The sequence below is a fragment of the Oscillatoria sp. FACHB-1406 genome (assembly GCF_014698145.1).
GTDB lineage: Bacteria > Cyanobacteriota > Cyanobacteriia > Cyanobacteriales > Spirulinaceae > FACHB-1406.
In genome coordinates, this window is record NZ_JACJSM010000020.1 from 20,892 (window position 1) to 40,162 (window position 19,271).

The window sequence follows — 19,271 nt, forward strand, 5'->3', positions numbered from 1 at the left end:
TATGAATTATGAGTTATGAATTAAGAAAATAACCTTGTTGGGTTAAATGGTGCGTTACGCTTCGCTAACGCACCCTACTTCTACTTCTATGCAGCTTCACATCAATCTGGTATTAACTACCCACTCTTCACAGAAACGAAGAATCGGGCTGTGTCAGAAATTCGATTTCTTCTGGGGTACTTTCTCGCCCTAAAATTGAATTGCGGTGGGGAAAACGCCCGAAGCGATCGATAACGGCTTTGTGCCGATGAGCAAAGTCAATCGGGATTTTACTTTCGGGATCGCCTTCGAGTTGAGTAAAGAGTTGGATACAGCGTTCTTGGTCGGCTAAGTTTTCGCTATGCTCGAAGGGAAGGTAAATAAACCAGCGTTGGGCGGGGATTAAGTCGCGATCGAAACCGCGTTCTACGGCAGATTTAGCGACGGATAAAGCTTTAGCATCGGTAGCGAAAGCTTGGGGTTGGCTGCGAAATAAGTTGCGCGGGAATTGGTCGAGCAGGATAATAAGAGCTAAACAACTAAGGGGTTGGTTTTGCCAGTCGTCGAGTTCCCCGGCTGCGGCTTGTTGATAGGCGGGTGAAAGATGCTGTACTGCTGCGTCAAATTCATCGTTTTTTGAGAACCAAACTTGACGCATTTTTCCGTAGTCGCTGGCTTCGGGGCTACCGAACCAAAAGTCTAGAATTTCAGTTGGGTTAGATTTATTCACGTTTTTCAATCAATTTTGATTAGCGCTCTTTCGAGCAACAATTTTTACGGCTTATATTGATTTTTAAGCTGTAATAGAAAAAGAATAATTACAGTCCGAGAAGCTGAATTACCCCAAATCACGAATCACGAATTACGAATTACGAATTACGAATTACGAATTACAAACGCTGTCGCAAGATGAATTCCGCGATCGCGAGATCCACCGGCGTAGTGACTTTCAAATTTGTCTCCTCCCCTTCAACAATTTTCACCGGCAATTGGCACTTTTCAAATAAGGCTGCATCGTCAGTAACTTCCCATCCTAACTGCTTGCCCTTTTCGTGACAATCTTTGAGCAGAGGAACCTCGAATCCTTGGGGCGTTTGGGCTGCCCAGAGGTTGGCGCGATCGGGCGTATCTAAAATAAAGCCAGACTCATCGACGACTTTAATCGTATCTTTGACGGGGATGGCGGCAATTAAACCCTGACAGCTTAGCAAGGCTTCCGTGCAGCGATCGAATAAATCGGGGGTAGCCAAACAGCGCGCCCCATCGTGAATTAAAACGCGCTCTGCGCCCTCTGGAAGCCCCTGCAAGCCGTTGTAAACCGACTGTTGGCGCGTTTCGCCCCCCCGAATCAATTCCACCGGCTTCGTGAGGTTTAAATCGTTGAGGATAGCTTTAAAGTCGGGAAAATCTTCCGGTTGTCCCATAATACCAACCCAAGTCAAGCTTGTTGCTGCTTCTGCTGCTTGCAACGTCCAAGCTAAAAGCGGTTTGCCCAATAGGGTTAAGAGGAGTTTATTGCGATCGCTGCCCATGCGCCGCCCCATACCAGCAGCCGGAATTAATAAGTGCATTACAATCTCGAAGATGTTAACGAAAGATTCAGGTTAGTGCGGGAGAAGTTCCCCTACAATTGTAGGGGCAGTACGAGCCGAACCGGAGCGTATATCGGTTTTGTCAGTCCGAAGTCCGAGACAGGGCAGAGCGAAGAACGCCTGTCGTGTATGATGAGGGACGGATAAAATGACCCGATAAACCGGCCTTAACCGATTGAAATCCTATAAGTTGAGATGCGTATATTAGCTCTTGTTCCTGGTGGAATTGGCGATCAAATCCTGTTTTTCCCGACGCTGGAAACGCTGCAACAGAATTACCCAGACGCGACGATTGATGTTTTAGTCGAACCGCGATCGCGTTCTGCCTATCGGGTGTGTCCTACTGTTAGTGAGGTTCTGGTTTTTGATTATAAAGATCGTAATGGTTTAGCCGATTATCTCAATTTATTCGGAGTCTTGCGCGATCGCGAGTACGATTTAGCAGTAGCAGCGAGCGATCGCTGGACGATCGGTTCATTACTGTGGCTCAATGGCATCAGTACGCGCGTCGGCTACGGCGATGGCAATGCCAATACTTTCTTTACCCGTACCGTTCCCTGGAAAACCGAGCAGTACGTCGCGCAAATGTACCACGATTTAGCGGGCGGTTTGGGCATTAAAACGTCTTGTCCCCCGATTAAGATTGCGGTTCCCAAACCCGATATTGAATGGGCGGAAGCGACGCAACAGCGTTTGGGGTTAAAAGAGGGCGGTTATATTGTCCTGCACGATACCGACAATAAAAAGAGCGATCGCAACTACCCCGTTAAAAGTTGGCTGAAAATCGTTAAGGATATTCAAAACAAACAACCTAACGTCGCGATCGTTTTATTGCAAGATGTGGAAAATGCCGCGTTTGTCGCCGAAATGACGCACGCCAACCCCACTTTAAAAGTCGCTTCGCCTTCCGATGTCGGTAAAATGGCTGCGTTAATCGCCGGGGCAAACTTGTTGCTGTGTACCAGCGGCGGAACGTTGGATTTGGCCTTAGCGGTGGGAACTTATACGATTGCGCTTCTAAGTCCAGAGCAGGTGAAAAAACGCTTGCCCGCCGGTAACGATAATTGTATCGCCGTCCAAGCTCCCAGCGACGCGATCGCGGCTATTCCAGCCAATACTGTTCTCGAAAAGATTTGGCAGGGATAGATTTCGAGCGAATTTTCGCGCGCGATCGCTAATAATTTGATAAAAGGGATAAGGAAGTTCGTTAAAATGCTTCTTTATCCCTTTTATCATTAAAATAACTAAACATGGATATTCTCCAAATTCTTAAAGAAGACTATCAACGTTTTCCCTACGACCAAACTTACAGTCTCTATACTCCTGATGTGTACTTTAAAGACCCTCTCAATGAATTTAAAGGAGTCGAAAAATTCAAAAAAACCATCGGCTTTATGAGTACCTGGTTTAAAAATATTCAAATGGATTTACACGAAATCGAGCGCCAAGGAAATGTTATTTCTACTGAATGGACATTGCATTGGACAACCCCTTTACCCTGGCAACCTCGCATTGCAATTCCCGGACGTAGCGAACTGACTCTCAACGAAAACGAACAAATCATTTCTCATATTGACTATTGGCACTGTTCTCGTCTTGATGTCCTCAAACAGCATTTTTTCAAGACAGCAAAAAAGTAGGGTGAGTTAGTGAAACGTAACGCACCACGATCTTGACTGAATTAAATCGAAAGTCGCATACAAAGCGCGTAGCTTAATGTCCTAAAGCGGTGCGTTACGGCACAGCACAAAATTGGTTGATTTTTGTTGAAGTCTAGCTTGTGCCTAACGCACCCTACTCAATGCCTGAAACGATTCTCGTCTTGATGTCTTCAAACAGCATTGTTTTGAGAGTGCAAAAAAGTAGGGTGAGTTAGTGAAACGTAACGCACCACGATCTTGACTGAATTAAATCGAAAGTCGCGTACAAAGCGCGTAGCTTAATGTCCTAAAGCGGTGCGTTACGGCACGCCAAAAAATTGGTTGATTTTTGTTGAAATCTAGCTCGTGTCTAACGCACCCTACCCAGTATCTTAGTATTAAGTTCAGATTTACGCCTAATGTGCATTAGAAGCCGAAAATCCCATTTTACTGTTCTTTCTCCCCTCTCCCAGGGTTGGGAGCTACTGTGTACACACAAGTAGAAAATTGAGACCCCCAATCTGTATAAGCCTTGCTAGGCAAGGCTTTCACAATTCAGATTTGATTCTTAACAACTCAAGCTTATTGAGAAAGAGAAACGAGCCATCGGCTCTTGAGACATCGGAATGTTCCGAAACGGTTCCGCGATCGAGATGTGTGTACACAGTAGGGGTTGGGAGAGGGGCCGGGGGTGAGGGCAGTTAATGCTTTTGGATAATTCACATCAGACGTGATTTTTTTAATTCGAGGGCGGAGTTCCATCGCCGACGGGAAACCTTACCCGAACGCTTTGCGAGGCATCTGTATCGGCTGTTTGGCGAAATTGATTGACATATTCCGGTTGTTGAATCGGACTGTTGAAAATAATCTCGTAGCGCTCGTCAATACGGAACAAACTAGGGGGTGCGCTATTCTGTTGGAGATTATTTTCATCGGCTGAAACGGGTGCAGTACCGTTGAAAAAAGAAGTAGAATCGTCTTCTGCCGTGCGGTTTTCGATATTAACGAGCGATTCCCCGGAAAGGGTAACGCCATTACTCCGAGACGAGTTCGGATAGGTTGGGTAATATTGGGCAAGAACGGGTGAAGTCAGTCCAGCGACTAGACTGCTGAAGGCGAGGGCTAGAGGGATGCGACGTTGGATTAACATAGGTCTTAATGTTGCGGTGGTAACGCGAACGAGCATCTTTTGTTAATAAAATTGTGCCACGAGATATTGATGCGATCGCTCTATCCCCCGAGAAGTTTAACAAACTGTTATCGCTCGGCGGCTCTTTATTTAGATAGAGAGGAAAAATCCTGGGGCAAATCTTCTCAAACGATCGCTCGCCGTTAAACGATCCTTACTAGAATGACACTGACTTAAGACTGGTGGGCGCTGCCCACCCTACGAAATATCAATAACGACGTTGTATACAACGTCTCTACGGCGATTTTTCAACTCTTATTTCAGTGGCATTCATCCTTACTGTCCTAACATCTGCAAGCGGTACAATCCGGCATACAATCCCCCTTGGTCTAACAATTGTTCGTGGGTTCCGGATTCGACGAGTTCGCCGCGCTTGAGAACGAGGATGCGATCGACATTGCGAATGGTTGAGAGGCGATGGGCGATAATAATCGCGGTGCGGTTTTCAAGCAAGCGGTCTAAGGCATCTTGGACTAATGCTTCGGTGGCGACATCCAAACTGGCGGTGGCTTCGTCGAGGACGAGGATGTGCGGGTCGCGGATGGCAACGCGGGCGAAGGCGAGTAACTGTCGCTGACCGCCGGAAAGGTTGGTTCCGCGTTCGCGCAGTTCGGTATTGTACCCGTCGGGGAGACTGTCGATAAAGGCGACGGTATTGGTTCCTTTTGCCGCGCGTTCGACTTCCTCAAAGTCGTAGTTTTCGCCGAGGGTAATGTTGCGTTTGACATCGCCGACGAAGAGAAAGTTTTCTTGTAAAATTACGCCGATGTAGCGCCGCAGGTCGGCTTGGGGGATGTGGCGAATATCGACCCCATCGACGAGAATTCGACCTTGGGTGGGGTCGTAGAGGCGACAGAGAAGGCGGATAATCGAGCTTTTGCCCGCGCCGGTGGGCCCGACGAGGGCGACTTTTTCGCCGGGACGGAGGGTAAAGTTAAGGTCTTTGATAACGTATTCGTCATTTTTGTAGGCGAACCAAACGTTTTCAAAGCGAATTTCGCCGAGGGGAGATTGGGAGGTGGGGCGATTTTGGCGTTCGGGGTCGCGAATTTCGATGGGTTCGCGCATGAGTTCGTTGATGCGTTCGATCGCGGTAAATCCGGACTGAAGCATGGTAAACTTTTCAGCAAATTGGCGCAGGGGGTCGAAGAGACGTTGCGCGAAGAGGACAAAGGTGGAGAGTTCCCCCAAGGTGAGGGTATTCCCGAGAACGAATTGACCTCCCAGCCAGAGTACGCCCGCGATCGCAACTAAGGCAATCCATTCTAAAGTAGCGGAGACTGCCGAATCGTGGAAAATCGTTTTATCGACTTCTTGAATGTAGCGTTGATTGACCGCCCGAAACATTTCGGCGTTAAAACGTTCGCGCCGAAAGAGTTGCACGATGTTGATTCCGGCGACGTTTTCGGCTAGCTGCGAGTTGAGTTTGGAGAGTTCTTCGCGGGATTTATAGTTGGCTTTGCGATATTCGTGTTGGAAGTAAATAATCAGTCCCGTCACGGGAATGAGCATTAAAAGCAGCATCAACGCCAACTTCCATTGCAGCATGAAAATGGTGACGAGGATGACGAGGATGTAAACAATATCGCTGACAATGCCAATCGCGCCGGTGGAAAAGACATCGCCGAGGGCTTCAACATCGCTGGTAAGGCGCGTTACTAAGCGTCCGACGGGGGTGCGATCGAAAAATCGCACGGCGAGGGAGGTAACATGGGTGAAGAGATCTTGGCGCAAACCGGCGGTGATTTCTTGCCCGACTTGTTGGACGAGATAGCCTTGGACGGCGGTGCAAATTAGCCGCACGATGATAGTCGCAAGCAGAATCCCGATCAGAATGTTAACGCTTTCTGTCGTAGCGCGACCTTGTAAAAATTCCCAGGTGGGTTCTTGCCGAAATACGGAGATTGCCTGTCCGATAATAACAGGTTGGATGGCTCCGGAGAAGGCAAGAGGAAAGAGTAACGCGATCGACCAAAAGAGAATCGTACTATTGCGACGAGCGTAAGGCAGTAAGGAGAGAAAAAGTCGCCAGTCGCTTTCGGAAGATTGAGGAGTTTGAGGAGAAGCAGTCACTTTGTTAATTGATAATGGATAATTGACAATGGATAATGGCTGGAAGATGAGTCGTAAATTTCCTATTTTTAGAGGGAAACTCTTTGTTAATTGATAATGGCTTGAAGATGGGCGATCGATCTCCTTTCAAGTTCGTATATACTATCCAGATTGATTCATCCATTTTAAAACTGCTATAAGTAGGAGGAGGCAACAAAAGTGCGATCGGATTCGTAGAGGCGGGTTTAGCTAAAACTCTTGCTATGAGGTAAATTCAGCAGTCAAAACCCGCCCTCTTCAAGTTAAGGTTATTTTCATCAACCTACTTAGCATTTTTCGTTGTCGTGAGGTATACCGTGCGGGCGAATGCCATTCGCCCCTACCCATCTAATTGCGATTTTTGTACCCGATCCATTTGAACAACGCTATATCTAATTCATTATCAATTATCCATTATCAATTGCTTTTCTATCCACTGAATCACTTGCTTGCCCAAGCGGGTATCGTCGAGACGATCGATTTCTCGAATTCCGGTGGGACTGGTGACGTTAACTTCGGTTAAGTAACCGCCGATAACGTCTAATCCGACAAAATATAAACCGTCTTCTTTTAATTTTGGTGCAACGGCAGCGCAAATTTCTCGTTCGCGATCGCTAATTTCTGTCTTCGCAACCCGTCCGCCAACGGCCATATTACCTCTAAATTCTTTCCCGGTGGGAATGCGATTGACCGCGCCGATGGGTTCTCCCTCCACAACAATAATTCGTTTGTCGCCATCGGCAGCGGCGGGTAAATATTGCTGCACCATCACGGGTTCTCTGCCCCATTTGGTGCTAATTTCAATCAAGGAATTAAAGTTGCGATCGCCCTCTTGCAAAAACAAAATGCCTTCCCCCGCTTTGCCGCCCAAAGGCTTGAGAACGGCTGCCCCTTTCTCTTCAAGAAATTGTTGAATAATTACTTTCTCCGAACTGACAATCGTTTCGGGAATGACAGTGGGAAAATTGAGGGCGTAGAGCTTTTCGTTTGCTGCTTGTAATCCGCGCGGCGAATTCAAGACTAACGTTTTCTTGGGGTCAATTAAATCGAGGGTTTGCGTGATATACAGGTAGGGAATAGTAACGGGCGGATCGAGACGCATCAAGATTGCATCCATTGCTTCTAAGGACTGCCAATTTCCCGGCGATACCCGATACCAAGGATCTGCCGCAATCCAACGTCCCTCAACTAATTCAACGGGCGTGAGTTGCACGGGTTGCAAAAATGCCTGCGCTTTCCCCTTGACAATACTCAACTGATGTGCGTATACCGCATAAATTTCATGCCCCAGAATTTGGGCAGCTTCCATCATAGCAACGGTACTATCGTGACCGGGATCGAGTTTATCGATGGGGTCAATAATAAATGCAATTTTCACGCGACTCTCTGAAATTAACCTCAAATTGGATTGTAACGCGCGCCGAGCGATCGCGTCGAGTTGGAGTGGGACGAAATATTAGAAAAACTTTCAGCAAGCCCTATTTATAACATCTTCATAATTTCAACTTCCACGATCGGGTTCCTCGCTTAGCTTATCAATATAAGTGATTACAGCTTTGGCCATTAAACTTTTTTCAAAGGCAGCTTTAGCAACTTCAACAACAGTCGCTTTTGTGGCTTGAAAATGACGTTCTTTATTCAAAAGTTGACGTTTAATAATGCTCATCTGTTCGCGAAGAATTTCCCATCTAGTTTGATCGCTATCTCTTACGGCTACAACTTCAGCATTAAAAATTTCCTCTGCTTCAACTTCATTTTGTACATTAGGATATTTAGCTTCTACTTCAGCAACGAACTTATTAAGCTCTTCTATTTCATCTTTACCTAAATAATTGTTGATAGTTCCAATATTATCACCATGATGAGGAGCAAAATAGGTGCTTCCATTAAAATTTCCACCAGAAATATTGATATCGGGTATTTGTTCTGACATAAATGTTACCTTTGGGGTGTGTATATGTACGGGAACTCGGGCTGGTAATGCAAAAGAACCAAAGTTTTCCGTTTCTAAATCGGATGTTTTCTCTTCTAAGGAACCAAAATCATTTCTAAGATAAAAAGATAAGTCATTTTCGTCTTCTGTCTTAATTATATCTTCATAAAACTTTTTTACATTATTTGGATATAAAGCTACACATTCCTGGTTTCTTACTAAGTAACAAGCCAAAAAGTATTCTTGAAATATCTTGAAAGTGAAAGTTATTTTTTGTTTGGTCGCTCGATATTTATCTCTTGTCAACGTAACATTGGAAGTTAGGGCAGAATTGAGAAGTAAGTCAATCGCCTTTACTTGACCAGTACCGAACGTTTTTGCCACAGCCTCTTGTATTTCTCGATAGTCAGTAAAGTCATTGATTTTGAAAGTTCCGTTTTCACAAGCCATAGTCATACTTTTTGACACAAGCTCCATTAGATAAAGTAGCTTGTCGACTAGGATAAGAATTTCATTGTTAGGAACTTTCTTGTTAACAGGAAATGACCTATTTTCTTTTTTGATATCCCTAAATATCTTTCGTCGAATCCATTGATATATTAAAATTGGTCTATTAACTTTATGGATGTCTCGTTCCACCACGTCCGACAGTATAAACTGTAGAAAAAGTGGATTTAGAGGCAAATCCCCATAGAATTCTTTATATGAATTGTCTAAGAAAAGATTTCTGAACTTATGCAGTCGTTTAAGACCTTGCTTGCTTAACAAACATTTATTTCCAGAATCTACAAAAATTTTGTCAAGTAGTTGTAAAATATGAGTTTCTGACCAGACTGGCAATTTTATGGCTCTTGCCTTTCTCCTCACTTTACTCCCCCCTCTGCTATTATTGACTTCTACTAATGAGCCTAATTCACTATACAAACTCTCTTCAAAGTGTGCTGTTCTTGTAACTAAGATAATGGGGCAGTGAATATCAACAAGTGTTTCACTTAAACGCTTTAATCCTTCGCTACTTGGATCCGAATAAAATCTATTTTCATCTAACCCATCGAATATAAGAATGTGTTCATTTGAATGCTCAAATGTTTTAGCCAAGGTTGCTCCCGATAGCGAATAAAGTAATTCTCGATCTTTTTCATCCTCAAACAATTCTAAAAGATTTAATGCTCTCATAATATGTTCTAAGAAAAGATTTGTTCCCTTTCGACGCAGTGAGTAAAAATCTAGAATATCGCAATTAACAAAAAATACAACCTTGTTTTTCTCAATTGAAGTATGTAAAGACGTAGTTGTTTTTCCTGCACCAGCTTCACCATGTATCAAAGTCCATCTAATGTCTTTTCGTTCGGAGACGATTAGTTCTGCGATATTATCTTTTAGACTAGATGTTAATAGACTAATGTTTGGCAGCGGTTCATACTCCTTAAAAGATATCTCGAATTCTTCAACAGGTACATTGGGTACATAGTATTTACCAAATTCAAGCTTTTCTTCAATATCTACTCTGTATCGCTCAGAATAATCTTTAAGTAGTTTTTTTAATATCCTCCTAAACTCTCCTTCTGCTTTTTGAAGTAATTATTGACGCTGAATCAAATGAAATTCTATTGTATCATGCTCAGTTTTTAAACACTCTTTGTAGTTCTCTATCTCTTTTAAAAATTGTAAAAACTTTCCATATCCCTTTTTGCCATGTTGATGATTGTGAATCACCCAATATTTGTTACATTTAATTCCTTGGCTAAGAAATGCTTGTGTAGAACTAATAATTTCCGAGGCGTGATTTCGCTCCAAGATAACACTGACATCAAAAACGTGGCACTGCACAGCCCAGTCAATGCTAGATTTATCAGACCACACGACGAAATCAATGCCTGAAATGTCCAGACATTCTTGAAACGAGCGATCGAGTATTCGTAACAGTGAGAGCGCTTTTTCTTTGAAATTGCTTTCACCTCCGTTCGACATTTCATCTGAGAGCTTGTCCCATGCGGTTGTACCTGCCATAAAGTCTGAGTCGCTTTGTATAGCGCTACACAAATTTGAGTGACAGCACTGAAATGTCTGTCCTCGCGAGTTATGAGTGCGAAAAATATTCTAATGTCAAGAGATAGTCCTGTAATCCTTTCCTATCACTTTCCAATATTCTAACGGAATTCCTTCATCACAGCCAAAAGTCTCTAACGATATAATCAGGGTTCTATGTCTATTTTTCGCAGTCTGAGGAAAGACAAGTATAGTAAATGCGTTAGCTTAAATTGCGATCGTCAATTAAAATTCCCAATTCATCCTTACTATATTTCCTGATACAGAGGAAGCGCGATCGCGAATTCCGTTCCTTGTCCCAATTGCGAGGTACAATCTAACGTTCCCCCGTGTTTTTCTACAACAATTTGACGAGAAATCGATAACCCCAATCCCGTTCCCTTACCGACCGGTTTAGTCGTAAATAAATGATCGAAAATGCGCTTTTGAACGTCTGCTGGCATTCCGCCGCCGTTATCGCGGATGGAAACCCGGACTTGCTCGGTATCGGTTAAAAAAGTGGTTCGCAGCGAGATTGAAGGAACCCAAGCGGGTAGGGTTTCGCCCTCGATCGCATGATGCTTGCAAGCTTCTTCCAGTGCGTCGATCGCGTTCGCTAAAATATTCATAAACACCTGATTGAGTTGCCCCGGATACCCTTCAACTTCCGGCAAATCTCCATATTGTTTGACGACTTCGATCGCGGGACGCGCGCCATTCGCCTTAAGCCGATGCTTGAGAATCAATAAGGTACTATCAATCCCGGCGTGTAAATCGAAGCAAACGGGCTTATCGGTATCCGCTCGCGAAAAAATTCGCAAACTTTCGCTGATATTGCGAATTCGTTCGGTTCCATCCCGCATCGATCCCAATAATTTGGGGAAATCTTCTTGCAAGTAATCTAACTCGATCGCCTCAATTTCTTCGGCAATTTCTTCAACCGGTTCGGGGTAATGTTCCTGATATAAATTCAGCAGCCCCGATAGGTCGTTCACATAATCGAGGGCAAGATGGAGATTGCCTTCAATAAACCCCAGCGGATTGTTAATTTCGTGAGCGACCCCCGATACCAAATTCCCCAGCGCTGACATTTTTTCGCCCTGCACGAGTTGCAATTGCGCCGTTTGTAATTCTTCGAGAGAAGATTGCAAATTCTGGTAAAGGCGGGCATTTTCTAGGGAAATTGCGGCTTGAGCGCACAGCAGGTTCAAAACTTCAACGCGATCGCTCGTAAACGCCCCTGCCATCACTTTATTTTCTAAATACAGCAGCCCTAATAGTTTGCCGCGATCGAGCAGTGGCGCGCAAAGCAAGCTTTTCGGCTGTTGCTCGTTAATGTAAGGATCCCCTGCCCAAGTCGGATCCGCGCTCGCATCATCAATGGCGAGAGTCTTTAAGGTGCGCTTAACGTAGCGGACTAAAGAAACGGGCAGTTCTGTCGCGGTTTCCAAAGGAATCGAGGCGCGGACGGTTTCCGTTTCTCGCACTGAGGCGATCGCGGCGATCGACCATAACCCCCCTTCGGGTAAAATCAAGGCGGCGCGCTCGGCTCCGGCACTTTCCAGAACGACGCGCATAAGGGTTGAAAGCAAGCGATCGAGTTGAATTTCGCTCGAGAGGGCTTGATAAACTTTGGTAATTGCCCCCAAATCGAGGGCTTGGGAGATATTCGCCCCCGTTCCCGCTTGCAAGGTACTGTGAATGGAAACGGCGAGATTTAACCCTTCTAAAGGGACGTTGCGGGAATCGTTGAATTCAGAGGCAATCAGGTTGGGATAGCGCGCTACGAGGTCGTCAACTTTGGCTTTTGCTCCCCAGCGCGCGTAACTGTAGTAAGCTTCGAGCAGGTAGGGATGGGCGAAGTGGGGTTTGCCCCACTCGAGGTAGAATTGGGCGGCGAGTTCGTTGGCGATCGCGCTTTCTTGGGGATAGTCGTATTCTTTAGCAGCTTTGATGGCGCGATCGTAGGCTTCTAGGGCGGCTAAACGATCGCCCAGGACGCGATCGCGCTCGGCGCAAAGGAGATAAAATTTGGTGGCAAAGTTGGCGGGTGCGTGCTGCATCCAGCGCTCCATTTTTGCGATCGCCTCTGCAACTTCTGCCATTGTCTCTTCCTGCACGCCGCCCGCTCGCATTTGCGCTAACCCGATTAAGCCTTGGTAGAACAAAAAGATCGGATAGGAAATCGAAGAAGTCACGCCAGCAATATAAGCCTCTGCTGCTTTGGCTTCCTCAGCGGCGCGATCGCAATCCCCAAACAAATACTCGAGAATTGCTCGATTCAAGTAGCAATAAAACAGTCCCGTCAAGTCGTTTTCGCGCCGGAACGCTGCTAGCAAAGCTTCCTCGTCGCTCGTTGGGAACGTTTCGCCCGTTAGCCGCGCCACTGCCGAGCGGAAGGGCGCAATATGAGTCAATGCTGTCGCTAGATGCAGGTGTTCTAATGCTTCGCACAACAAGGTCAAATCCCGCGCCAGTTCGTCCAGGCTCTTACCGGCGTAATAAGAATGGTAGCAGTAGCTTGCGGCGCAATAGCCCGCCGTTTCTGTGTTGCCGGTTTCCAGTGCGTCGGCGTAAGCAGCGCGCAAGGAAGGCAGCGTCGATCGCAGCGCCTCTTTCCACGGCAGAATATAAACATTCACAACTAACAGCGTCCGTGCTTGAAATTCGTGCAGGCTGTACTTTTCGAGCAGATTGAGGGCAAGTTTGCCGAAGCCGTACCCCGTCTCGAAGTCGCCGCACTGCCCGCACAGGCTAAGCCCGTAGGAACTGTAGGCATAGGCGGAGGTGGGCGTATTGCCGTACTCTAGGGACAGGGCAATCTGCTGGCTGACAATCAGCGGGTAGAGTTGGGGCGCGGCCATGTAAGCGGCGGGAGTAATCCGCGAGAGAATTTTCATAGCAGCGCGGGCGGTTGCATCTTGCATGGGCGGCAATTCCAGCAAGGTTTCGATGGAGCGTCCGGAGAGTCGCGCCGCGATCGCTTCGAGTTCTTTGCGAACGCGGGTGGGGGTGGGATTGTGGGGGAGCGGAAATCCTAGCAGTTCGAGGGCTTTAAGTCCGGTTTCGAGGGCTTCGAGGAGTTGATTTTGGGCGGCGTAGGCTTGAATTTTAATGTCGTAAATTCTGACTGTATCGTTGCGATCTTTGGCGCGTTGGAGCGCAATTCGAGAGAGGGCTTCCATTCCTTCAAAATCGCCGCTGGAATAGGCAGCTTCTGCGGCTTCTTTGTGGAGGGCAAAGGCAAGATCGTACTGGTTATCCCAGCAGTCGGGTTCGAGCAATTCTAGCCCGATTTGGAGGTATTCGGCAGCGGCGGCGTAAGCGGTGGCATTCTTGGCTTTGCGTCCGGCGATGAGGTTGAGTTGGGCGAGTTGTTCGCGTTCGGCGCGCTCGCGCAGGGAACGCTTGCTGCGGGAACCGATCGCGGCGCGTCCGAGGTTGAGGGGTTTGACGATCGCGAAAATTTTCTCTTCGCGCTGACTTTCGGGAATGGCGTGCAGCAGCCTTTGTCCGATTTGGCGGTGGGTTGCGGCTTTGGAGGCTTCGGGGATGAGGCGGTAGGCGGCTTGTTGGACGCGATCGTGTAGGAAGCGGTAGGCGACTGAGGGCAGGGCGTTTGTTTCTGAGGGCAGGTCTTGAAAGAAGGTGTAACAGGAGCGAGCGGGGACGATGGGGCCTTGGCGAATGGCGATTTCTAGCTGTGAAGCGGTGGTGGCGAGAGATTGTTCGCTAAACAGGGCGAGATCGGCTAGCTCGAAGCGGTTGCCGGAGCAGGCGGCGAGTTTGAGGAGTTCTTGGGTTTCTGTGGGGAATTTTCGCAGTTCCTGCGTCATGAATTCGACGATATCGTCGGTGACGGCGAGGGAGCGCAAGGCGGCGATATCGCACTGCCAGCCGCCGCGATCGCGCTCGAAGCTGATAATGCCTTCGTCGTGGAGGGTTTTGAGGAACTGACGCGCGAAAAAGGGGTTGCCCTGGGTTTTGTTGAGGACGGCATCGGCTACGGGAGCGGCGCGATCTAAACTGCAACTGAGGGTATCGGCAACGAGGTTTTCTAGGGAGGCGCGTTCGAGGGGAGCGAGTTCGATGCGGCGGATGTTGGCGCGGGTGCGACCGATTTCATCGAGCGTGAGCATGAGGGGATGGGCGGCGCTGACTTCGTTATTGCGGTACGCGCCAATCAGGAGGAGATGGCGATCGCTGCTTTCCTCCATTAGCAGTTGAATGAGTTTTAAGGAGCCAGTATCGGCCCATTGCAAGTCGTCTAGGAAGAGGACGAGGGGATGTTCGATGCGGGCAAATACGCCGATGAATTTTTCAAAAAGCAGGTTGAAACGGGCTTTGGCAGCGGCGGGCGAGAGTTCGGCAATGGAGGGCTGCATCCCGATCGTGCGTTCGAGTTCGGGGATGACTTCCACGAGCGCTTGTGCGTCCCGTCCGAGGGCGTTTAAGAGTTCTGTTTTCCAGCGTTGCAGGCGCTCGCTGCTTTCGCCGAGGAGTTGTTCGAGCAAGTCGCGAAAGGCTTGCACGAAGGCACTGAACGGGATGTTGCGGCTGAGGGGATCGAATTTTCCTTTGATGAAGTAGCCTTGTTGCCGCGCGATCGGTTTGCGGACTTCTTCGATCGCGGCGGTTTTGCCAATCCCAGAAGCGCCCGTGACTAAGAGCAGTTCGCTTTGAGTTTGGGGGGGTTGCGAGCGCGTCTCTAGGCGGCTTTCCAACGGCAAAGCAAAGCGATGGGACGTATCGGCGCGATCGCGGACTGGTTCGAGCGCGAGGGACTTGACAGAAATTGAGTTTTGTGCATTAAGCCTTAATTCGCCAAAATTGCTGCCGAGAAGGGTTTGTTGGGCAGGCATCAAGTTGAAGCCTTTGCTATGGGTGGGGGGCGCGTAGAGCAAGTCGAACTCGCCGTTCAGGTGCGGCAGGACGGCGCTGAAATCTGGTTCTACTGTCGTGCTGACTCCGGCGACGCGATCGAAAGCGCTCAGCAACTGAGAGAGTGCTAACTCGCGTCCGTAGAGTTTGTCCGGGATGAGGAAGCGATCGGAAATATCGTAGCGTCCTAACTCGAAGCGATCGATTTGCTCGGAACCTTCCCACTGTTCCCGGCACAGTTCTAAATCTCGCTGGAGTCCGAGGGCGCTTTGGTAGCGATCTTCAGCATTTTTTGCCATCAGTTTCATGGCAATATCGGACAGGGCGACGGGTATCCCCGCATCGAGGACGCAGGGGGCTACGGGTTGTTTGGCCATGTGAGCGTGTACCAATTCCATCGGCTCGGTACTCTCAAACGGTAGCGCGCCGACGAGCAGTTCGTAGCAGGTTACGCCAAAGGAGTAGAAATCCGTGCGGTAGTCGATTCCTCGATTCATTCGCCCCGTCTGTTCTGGGGATAGGTACGGGAGCGTTCCCTCCATGAGATTGGGCGTGAGGAGAACGGGTTGCTCTTTGGGCAGGATCGAAGCCAAGCTGAAATCGATCAGTTTAACCTTCAGGGTTGTTGGCTCGATGAGGATATTGGCGGGTTGAATATCTTTATGGACGATGTGGCTGCGGTGGATGGCTTCCAAAGCGCTCGTCATTTGCAGGACAATTTTGAAGAAGCGCTCTATGCGTTGTTGCGTCGAGTTTGAGGCGGCTTCATCGAGACTGGCAAGCCACTGTTTGAGGGAAATGCCGCCGCAGTCTTCCATGACCAAGGCATAACGGTTGCGGTAAGCTTCCAAGCCATAAATCTCGATGGTGTTGGGATGCTCGAGCTTGCGCGCGATCGCGTATTCGTTTTTGAACTGCGCCAATTGGTTGAAACTCGGATATTCGTCTCGCAGAATCTTAATCGCTACGGGAAGACGATCCGATTCTCGGTAGCCTCGATAAACGAGCGTTCTAGTTCCAGCGTAGATCTGTTCGGCGATGCAGTAGCCTGGAAGATTAATCATGGAAGCAGAGGGCAGATGCAGGGGCGTTATGTTTATATTTATACCGCTAAAATTACCGAAATGAATCGATTAAAATTCTGTTTTATGCTATGCGTTCGCCCCGAACTTCCTCAGACCAAAATTTTTAGGTCTTTCTACCTCCAGCGTACTTTCTTCCTTAGCGATCGCACCTCATCAATGAGGGGTTAGACCCCCCTGCATTCCTGCCTCGCCTACCGAAAAGTTGAACCGCGCGATCGCGACGTTAAATTAAGATGTTAAATGATTCGATAAACGACTGCACCATCGCTCGCTCGATTGTAGCCTCGGATTAAACTTTCGCGCTCTAAATCGTTCACCAGTTCCAGAACTTCTTTCGAGTCAAGTCCCGTTTCTAGCACGAGATCGGCAAGAGAAACATCTTCTTTTCCTTTCATGAATCTAAGAATTTCTACCTTTAAATTGCGCGAGTTCTGGTGAGAATTTGCCTCAGAGCCTCGCTTCTTAGCTTGGTGTACCGCGCGCGCATTCTCAACCGTGCTAGCGACGACATAGATTAAATATAAGCCACCCAGCGCATCATCTTCATCTTTTGAAGAAGACTTACCCGCATCCACAAGTCCGCACAAACCAAATATGATTGCCAAACCAATTAATAATGGTTTATATCTAGCGGTATAGAAATATCCAATCGGAGGAATCAAAAAGAAAGAAGTTAAAAAAGCGGTTAGCCAAGTTGACTTTTTTGCAAGCTCTCGATCGCGCTCTGCTAATTGAAGGTCATTCGTCATAATCCTTACGCTCGCTTCCGAAAACAATCGTTTGTTTTAGCTTAGCTCAAGCGCTCCGAGAGTGACAACGGTTAACTTTGATACTTTTAGCATTAGCTTCTAAAAAATGTGAAATTTCTGCAAGAATTTACGGAGGAGCGAGTAGCAATTATTTGGAACTTACGCATTCAACAGCGCGATCGCACAATCCGAAGAAACCTTGCCGTCCTTCGCACTCAAAAATCAAGCTAAAATCTTCTCCGTAATACCAATTCTCAGTTACGATGCACTAAATTTTTCGTCGTAGGGGCAGCCACATTGTTATGCCCTCTTCGGGAATTGTGCAAAATCAATGAGAATTGGTATAAGAGGATTTCAGTTTGCCCCAAAATAAAGCATCAACCGCTTCAGCTTATTCAAATAACTCGGTAAGCCAAAGCACCATCAGTAAAGCGATAATATTGACGGACTAAATTATCTCGCTTTAATTCATCGAGTATCCTTTGAATTTCTTGAACCTCAAGACCCGTTTCAATTACGAGATCGGAGAGTAAAACTCCTCTTTTGGACTTGATATATTTGAGCAACTCAACTTTTAAACTGGTACTCGGTTGTGAAAACTTGCTCTGCATCCGCTTAAAGTTTCTTTTTTTTGCCTTAGAAATAGCCCGCGTATTTTCAATTGCTGTAGCAATTAAATAATACTGAACGATATCTTTTAAACTTAAATCATTTACACTCAAAAAGATGACTGCGCAAGCAAGCATTAAATAGCTTAAGAGTAACGCTTTATACCGACCCGTGTAGATATAACCCATAAAGTTACCGCCAACCGTCAAAATACCGGCAATCCAAAGCGATTTTTGAGCCAGCTTGCGATCGCGCTCTGCTAACTTAATCTCTTTCATCTCCTGCGGATTAGAAACTACAGGAGGTGAAGAAGACGCTTTTACGGGTGGCGGTTGAGATTGCAAATGTAAAGTTTTCAGCGAACTCACTGAAGCATTCAAGGCAGAATTTTCGACTGAATTAATAGTCCCAACTTGCGCGAATGAAAGGCGATGGAGCGCCTCTAAAACTTCAGCCGCCGATTGATAGCGTTCGGCAGGACTCCAACGCAACATTTTATCAAAAATGTAAGCCAAATCGTCGCTAACCGAGCGGTTCTGTGCGGCTAATACTTGCTGCCACAACCACCGATTTTCCTTATTCAAAAAGATTTGATTTTCCTCACTTTCCCAAGGAAAACTCACGGTTAATAATCGCACGCAAGTTGCCCCCAAACTGTAAATATCGCTGGTTTGTTGATGTTGTCCGGTTGTATGTTCGGGGGACGCATAACCGGGACTATAAAAAGCGGTTCCTGCTAGCCCAAAACTGCTTTGTGCTTTTTCTTTCGCACCGCCAAAATCAATTAAAACAAATTGAGACAAGCCAGAAATATGTCTCCGACGCATAATATTTTCTGGCTTGATGTCTCGATGCAGAACGCGATAAGAATGGAGATATTCGAGTACGGGTAGCAAGCTTTCTAAGAGTTCTTTAACCTGTGCTTCACTAAACGAACCATTCTTTTGACACTCGATGAGTAAGTTGTCGCCGTCGATAAACTCTTGAACTAAATAAGGAGAACCATTAATCTCAAAATGTTCGTAAAAATGAGGAATTTGAGGATGGTTTAAACTCGCTAGCTGTTGGATTTCTCGTTTGAAACATTCGATCGCTTTTTTCAGCATTTCTTGACGGACTTGGGGCTGAAGCTGCGCGCATTGTTCGAGGGTTTCCGGGGCGATGAGCTTTTTGATAACGTAAAAACGCTTTTCAAATTCGAGATCTTGCGCTTTGTAGGTGCGCCCGAAGCCGCCTTGTCCTAAAATGTCGAGTACGCGGTAGCGATCGCGAAAAATATAAGGTTTTTGGAGTTCTGCACCGCAATTCTGACAAAAACGGGCGCGTGCGGAACTTTTTGGAGAAGGACAAGTGGGGTTAATGCAGTACATTGCAATTCGAGAAGGGAACAGCACCGGTCGATCGGATGATATTTTTTTAATTCAACATCCGAAAGCCAATTTCCCGAAAAACGCACCCACCCATAAATGGAGGGATGCGTTACGCTACGAAAACA

12 protein-coding genes are annotated in these 19,271 nt (G+C 47.0%); 2 read left to right on the plus strand and 10 right to left on the minus strand.

All coding sequences use genetic code 11. The features are described 5' to 3' along the window. Nucleotides 1-127 precede the first annotated feature (127 nt). Both H6G50_RS17720 and ispD read right to left on the minus strand, forming a co-directional pair. Nucleotides 128-709, minus strand: a complete 582-nt coding sequence (locus H6G50_RS17720) for a DUF924 family protein (protein ID WP_190719138.1) — start codon at nt 707-709, stop codon at nt 128-130. 160 nt (nt 710-869) lie between these two features. Continuing rightward, nucleotides 870-1,550, minus strand: coding sequence for a 2-C-methyl-D-erythritol 4-phosphate cytidylyltransferase (gene ispD / locus H6G50_RS17725; RefSeq protein ID WP_190719141.1), 681 nt, complete (start codon nt 1,548-1,550; stop codon nt 870-872). 216 nt (nt 1,551-1,766) lie between these two features. On the opposite strand from ispD, the gene H6G50_RS17730 reads away from it, so the two are divergent. Both H6G50_RS17730 and H6G50_RS17735 read left to right on the plus strand, forming a co-directional pair. Further along, on the plus strand, nt 1,767-2,717 hold the full coding sequence (locus H6G50_RS17730) for a glycosyltransferase family 9 protein (protein ID WP_190719143.1): 951 nt from the start codon (nt 1,767-1,769) through the stop codon (nt 2,715-2,717). A gap of 104 nt (nt 2,718-2,821) precedes the next feature. Further along, complete coding sequence (locus H6G50_RS17735; protein WP_190719145.1) at nt 2,822-3,211, plus strand: DUF2358 domain-containing protein; 390 nt, start codon at nt 2,822-2,824, stop codon at nt 3,209-3,211. A gap of 739 nt (nt 3,212-3,950) precedes the next feature. Here the strand turns inward: H6G50_RS17735 and H6G50_RS17740 are convergent. The 8 genes from H6G50_RS17740 to H6G50_RS17775 all read right to left on the minus strand — a co-directional run bounded on the left by H6G50_RS17740 (nt 3,951) and on the right by H6G50_RS17775 (nt 19,146). Then, a complete protein-coding gene (locus tag H6G50_RS17740; protein ID WP_190719146.1) occupies nt 3,951-4,397 on the minus strand; it encodes a hypothetical protein in 447 nt (148 codons plus the stop codon). A 279-nt stretch (nt 4,398-4,676) separates the two neighbouring features. Continuing rightward, nucleotides 4,677-6,473 (minus strand): ABC transporter ATP-binding protein, encoded by a 1,797-nt coding sequence (locus H6G50_RS17745; RefSeq protein WP_347239959.1) that lies wholly within the window; start codon nt 6,471-6,473, stop codon nt 4,677-4,679. A 421-nt stretch (nt 6,474-6,894) separates the two neighbouring features. Then, entirely contained in the window at nt 6,895-7,869 is a 975-nt protein-coding gene (gshB, locus tag H6G50_RS17750) for a glutathione synthase (protein WP_190719150.1), read from the minus strand. 123 nt (nt 7,870-7,992) lie between these two features. Next, nucleotides 7,993-9,750 carry a hypothetical protein gene (locus H6G50_RS17755; protein ID WP_190719153.1) on the minus strand — a complete coding sequence of 586 codons (1,758 nt, stop codon included), beginning with the start codon at nt 9,748-9,750 and terminating at the stop codon, nt 7,993-7,995. A gap of 255 nt (nt 9,751-10,005) precedes the next feature. After that, nucleotides 10,006-10,434: a hypothetical protein gene (locus H6G50_RS17760; RefSeq protein ID WP_190719156.1), complete on the minus strand. Its 429-nt coding sequence runs from the start codon at nt 10,432-10,434 to the stop codon at nt 10,006-10,008. A 287-nt stretch (nt 10,435-10,721) separates the two neighbouring features. Continuing rightward, the gene (locus H6G50_RS17765; protein ID WP_190719159.1) at nt 10,722-16,397 is read right to left on the minus strand and encodes an ATP-binding sensor histidine kinase; all 5,676 of its coding nucleotides are present in this window, start codon (nt 16,395-16,397) and stop codon (nt 10,722-10,724) included. Between the two features lie 257 nt (nt 16,398-16,654). After that, entirely contained in the window at nt 16,655-17,167 is a 513-nt protein-coding gene (locus tag H6G50_RS17770) for a hypothetical protein (RefSeq protein WP_190719162.1), read from the minus strand. A 395-nt stretch (nt 17,168-17,562) separates the two neighbouring features. Next, a complete protein-coding gene (locus H6G50_RS17775) occupies nt 17,563-19,146 on the minus strand; it encodes a serine/threonine-protein kinase (protein ID WP_190719165.1) in 1,584 nt (527 codons plus the stop codon). Nucleotides 19,147-19,271: the final 125 nt, after the last annotated feature.